The sequence below is a fragment of the Methanospirillum sp. genome (assembly GCF_035406105.1).
Taxonomy (GTDB): domain Archaea; phylum Halobacteriota; class Methanomicrobia; order Methanomicrobiales; family Methanospirillaceae; genus Methanospirillum.
Map to the genome: position 1 here is coordinate 1 of NZ_DAONKG010000316.1, position 1,974 is coordinate 1,974.

General features: G+C 36.1%; 1 protein-coding gene and 1 pseudogene. One reads left to right on the top strand and one right to left on the bottom strand.

Annotation, left to right across the window (positions count from 1 at the left end):
- Positions 1-228: 228 nt before the first annotated feature.
- The gene (locus PLA23_RS12950; protein ID WP_324331917.1) at positions 229-492 is read left to right on the top strand and encodes a hypothetical protein; all 264 of its coding nucleotides are present in this window, start codon (positions 229-231) and stop codon (positions 490-492) included.
- A gap of 303 nt (positions 493-795) precedes the next feature.
- Here PLA23_RS12950 and PLA23_RS12955 read toward each other — a convergent pair.
- Positions 796-1,974 (bottom strand): annotated as a pseudogene (locus tag PLA23_RS12955) (IS4 family transposase); the annotation flags it as partial.

The window sequence follows — 1,974 nt, forward strand, 5'->3', positions numbered from 1 at the left end:
GTGATCTAACAAAATTTTAACCACAGGAATAGGTGGTTCATATGAACATGAGGGCTTTTCTGGTTGGAATGAGTATTATTCTGATAGTATGCACGTTCTTTTCATCCACGTCTGCCGAAACGGTGATTCCGGATATAAGGAACATGGAAGATTGTTTCATACGAGAAGGATTCAGAATACACTGATTACCGGAATCTTACTCTGAACGAGAGTGCCATAGACAGATTTGTGATAGAGACCCAGAACGGGTACATTTTTGAGGGGTATAAAGAGTATTTATCCCGTTCAAACGATAAAGTTGTAAAGGAAGGGTTTTCAGGGGTTATTTCTGAGGATTTGAGGCATCTGTATCTGATAGACCATATTGAAGGAGTATCCATCGGAGAATTGCTCGGACCTGACACGGCATCAGTATACACCTTGGCGGCAACAAATTCCACCGGAGCGGATGATTCCGGGGTCATGAAGGTAAGAATTGTCAAAGTCAGTTAGGCTTGTTTTTTTATTTTTTATTCATAGAAGGCAGCTTTGGGTTAAAATGTCAGGAGGATTATAACGATTCATCTTTTTAGTAGCAAAAAACGCGCTATAATTTTTATATATCTCCTGTATTATAACTCACTCAAGCCCAAAAAAATTCGCAATTATCGCGATCAGATCTTAAATATCTATCTTAAAGGCATTATAAAAGTAATTTATGAGAAAAATCTATGAATATGGCTTAAAAAAGCAAAAACATTTTGATAGCTTTCGCTATCCCTACCCTCTCGTTGTAAATGATACTATGGCAATCGATTAGCGAATCTCAGAATACCTTAATGATAGAACGGATGGATCATTTCTGGTTCGAGGTAGTTGTCGCAATGAACCTTCCAATTTTTCCCATCGACCCTTTATATTCCCATTCCAAAAAAATTGCTGGTTCAATATACTCAAGAATTCCAACGCTTTTTCCGAAAAAACCCTAGACCACATCGTAGGAGTATATTTTTTTGCTTCAGCGTTATTTGCTAAAGAAACTATCCACGTGTACAAATCTCTGCTGATAATGAAACGAAGAAGCATAGAATAAATGTGTATATAAGCCAATGGAACATTCCCGAGAAGAAGATGACCTAAATCATAATCACTTTTTAACTCTTTGAAAACTAACTCGATCGCCCATCGAAACCTGTATAATTCGTAAATATCCTCAACAGAAAAGTCCTCACTGGGAAGATTCGTAATGTACATGTGCCACTTATGAGCTTTAAAATTCCATATACAAATCACTCTAAAATCTCTAAAAATCTAAATTTTCTCTTTGTTTACTTTTTCGTCACCAATATGGACAGAGCAGATCAAATCAAATTGTCCATAATGCGGAATTCGTTCCAGGAAATCTGCCAATTTAATTTTTATGAAACAATTTGGGTCTACATTTGCTAACAATTCAGAAGGTCCGGAAATAATCCTTGAAATGTTGTATGCAGCATTGGATTTTACCCTGCTGACAAAATAACCCCCATATTCATGAATTTGAGCGAACTTTTTCAGAGAATAATAACCGAGATCATCTACTAATAAAGTATCTTGCACATCTGGTGTGATCTTAAACTTTTTTGCATCATGAACTCTTTCGGTTGTAATTTCTGCTTTTTTGAGGGAATGCGAAGTAGTACTGTATACAGCATGTATTTTTAATCCCGCTGAATTATCCCGTGAACGAGCCGCTGGGTGTAATTCATAGAGTTTTTTACTTAATCGAATAATACTGCTATCCTGAATTACAATGTCTTTAAAATTCTCTGCAATTCCCTTTAAGCGGACTGGTGATTGATTAATCATCTGATCCATGTAATGATCCAATAAGGCTCTCAAAAAATTCACTAATTTCTCATTAAACCGTTTCGTGAAACTTTGATGAAAAATTGGGTGTGAAAATTTGGGATTATCATCAAAGTCAATGTATCTCCGATAGAGTTCCTCCATTGT